The 1,896-nt window shown below is 76.2% G+C and carries 3 protein-coding genes; all 3 read left to right on the plus strand.

The features are described 5' to 3' along the window. Positions 1–881 (plus strand): acetyl-CoA carboxylase carboxyltransferase subunit alpha (locus GSF22_RS33195; RefSeq protein ID WP_208817859.1); only part of this gene is annotated, 881 nt, incomplete at its 5' end. Continuing rightward, on the plus strand, positions 878–1,381 hold the full coding sequence (locus tag GSF22_RS33200) for an acetyl-CoA carboxylase biotin carboxyl carrier protein (RefSeq protein ID WP_208817860.1): 504 nt from the start codon (positions 878–880) through the stop codon (positions 1,379–1,381). The genes GSF22_RS33195 and GSF22_RS33200, both read left to right, overlap by 4 nt. 2 nt (positions 1,382–1,383) lie before the next feature. Then, positions 1,384–1,896, plus strand: a 513-nt coding sequence (locus GSF22_RS33205) for a biotin carboxylase N-terminal domain-containing protein (RefSeq protein WP_307804515.1), incomplete at its 3' end; no start/stop codon positions are given.

Below are 1,896 nucleotides of genomic sequence, written 5' to 3' on the forward strand. Positions count from 1 at the left end.
GCCCCGTCCTGCTGACCAGCCCGGACCGGCTGACCCCACCGGACCCGTGGCGGGCGGTGCAGGCCGCCCGCGACCCGGCCCGACCCACCACCCTCGACTACCTCGACACCGCCTTCGACGGCTGCACCGAACTGCACGGCGACCGTCTCGGCGCGGACTGCCCGGCGATCGTCGCCGGCCTGGCCCGGCTCGGCGACCGACCGGTCGCCGTGATCGGCCACCAGAAGGGACACGACACCGGGGAACTGCGGGCCCGGAACTTCGGGATGCCCACCCCGGCCGGGTACCGCAAGGCGCAACGGGTGATGCGGCTGGCCGCCCGGCTCGGTCTGCCCGTGGTCACCCTGATCGACACCCCCGGGGCGTACCCCGGGGTGGCCGCAGAGGAACAGGGCCAGGCGGGCGCCATCGCGGAGAGCATCCTGCTGATGGCCGGGCTGCCCGTCCCGGTGGTCGCCGTGGTCACCGGCGAGGGCGGCAGCGGCGGGGCCCTCGCCCTGGCCGTCGCCGACCGGGTGCTGATGCTCTCCGGCGCGGTGTACTCGGTGATCAGCCCCGAGGGCTGCGCGGCGATCCTCTGGCACGACCCGGCTGCCGCACCGCGCGCCGCCCGGGCCCTGCGGCTCACCGCCCCCGACGTGCTGCGGCTCGGTGTCGTGGACGCGGTGATCCCGGAACCGTCCGGCGGGGCGCAGTCCGATCCGCTGGCCGCCGCCGACCTGCTGCGCCGGGCGGTCGACGAGGCGCTGACCCCGTTGCTCGCGGTGCCGGCCGCCCAGCTCGTCCGGCAGCGCCGGTCCCGGTTCCGCAGCTTCGGTACCCCGGATGGCCCGGCCCGTCCGGCTTCCGCCGGCACCCCCGGCCCGGAGGGTCGGCGATGAACGGCCGGGGCAGCGGCGACCGGCTCCTGGCCGAGCTGGGCCAGCAGGCGCGGGACCTCGCGGCGCAGGTCACCGGGCCGCTACGCCGGATCTGCGTGCGCAGCGGCGACCGGGTGCTGGAGATCGAGTGGCACGAGCCGCCGGCACCCGCGCCCACCGGCCCGGCGGTGGCCGGGACCGGCCCGGCGCCCGGGCCGGAGCAGACCGGGGTGACCGACCCGCCGGCCCCCGCCGACCCGGCACCCGGGATCACCGTGCCCGCCCCCATGGTCGGCACGTTCTACCGGGCGGCGGAGCCGGGCGGGAAGCCCTTCGTCGAGGTGGGTGAGCAGATCCGGTCCGGCCAGGTCATCGGCATCGTCGAGGCGATGAAACTGATGAACCAGATCGCCGCCGACCAGGCCGGCACCGTACTCGAACTGCTCGTCGCCGACGGCGAACCGGTCGAGTTCGGCCAGCCGCTGCTGCGTCTGCTCCCGGCTGCGGGCGGGGGAGGGTGACCGTGTTCGAGAAGGTCCTCATCGCCAACCGGGGCGAGATCGCGTTGCGGGTCGCCCGGGCCTGCCGGGAACTCGGCATCCGTACCGTCGCGGTGTACTCGACCGCGGACCGGGACTCCGCCGTGGTCCGGCTCGCCGACGAGGCGGTCTGCATCGGCCCGCCGGAGAGCCGGCTCAGCTACCGCAACGCCGCCGCGATCATCGAGGCCGCCCGTAGTACCGGAGCGCAGGCCGTGCACCCCGGGTACGGCTTCCTCTCCGAGGATCCCGACTTCGCCGAGATCTGCGCCGAGAACGGCATCGTCTTCATCGGACCCCGCCCCGAGGTGATGGCGGTCCTCGGGGACAAGGCGCGGGCCCGGGCGGTGATGGCCGGCGCCGGTCTGCCGCTGCTGCCCGGCAGCCCGCACACCCTGGCCACGGTCGCCGAGGCCGCCGCCGTCGCCGAGGACCTGGGCTACCCGGTGATGCTGAAGGTCGCCGCCGGGGGCGGCGGGCGGGGCATGGCGGTGGTC

Source organism: Micromonospora echinofusca (assembly GCF_017614955.1).
Lineage (GTDB): Bacteria > Actinomycetota > Actinomycetes > Mycobacteriales > Micromonosporaceae > Micromonospora > Micromonospora echinofusca_A.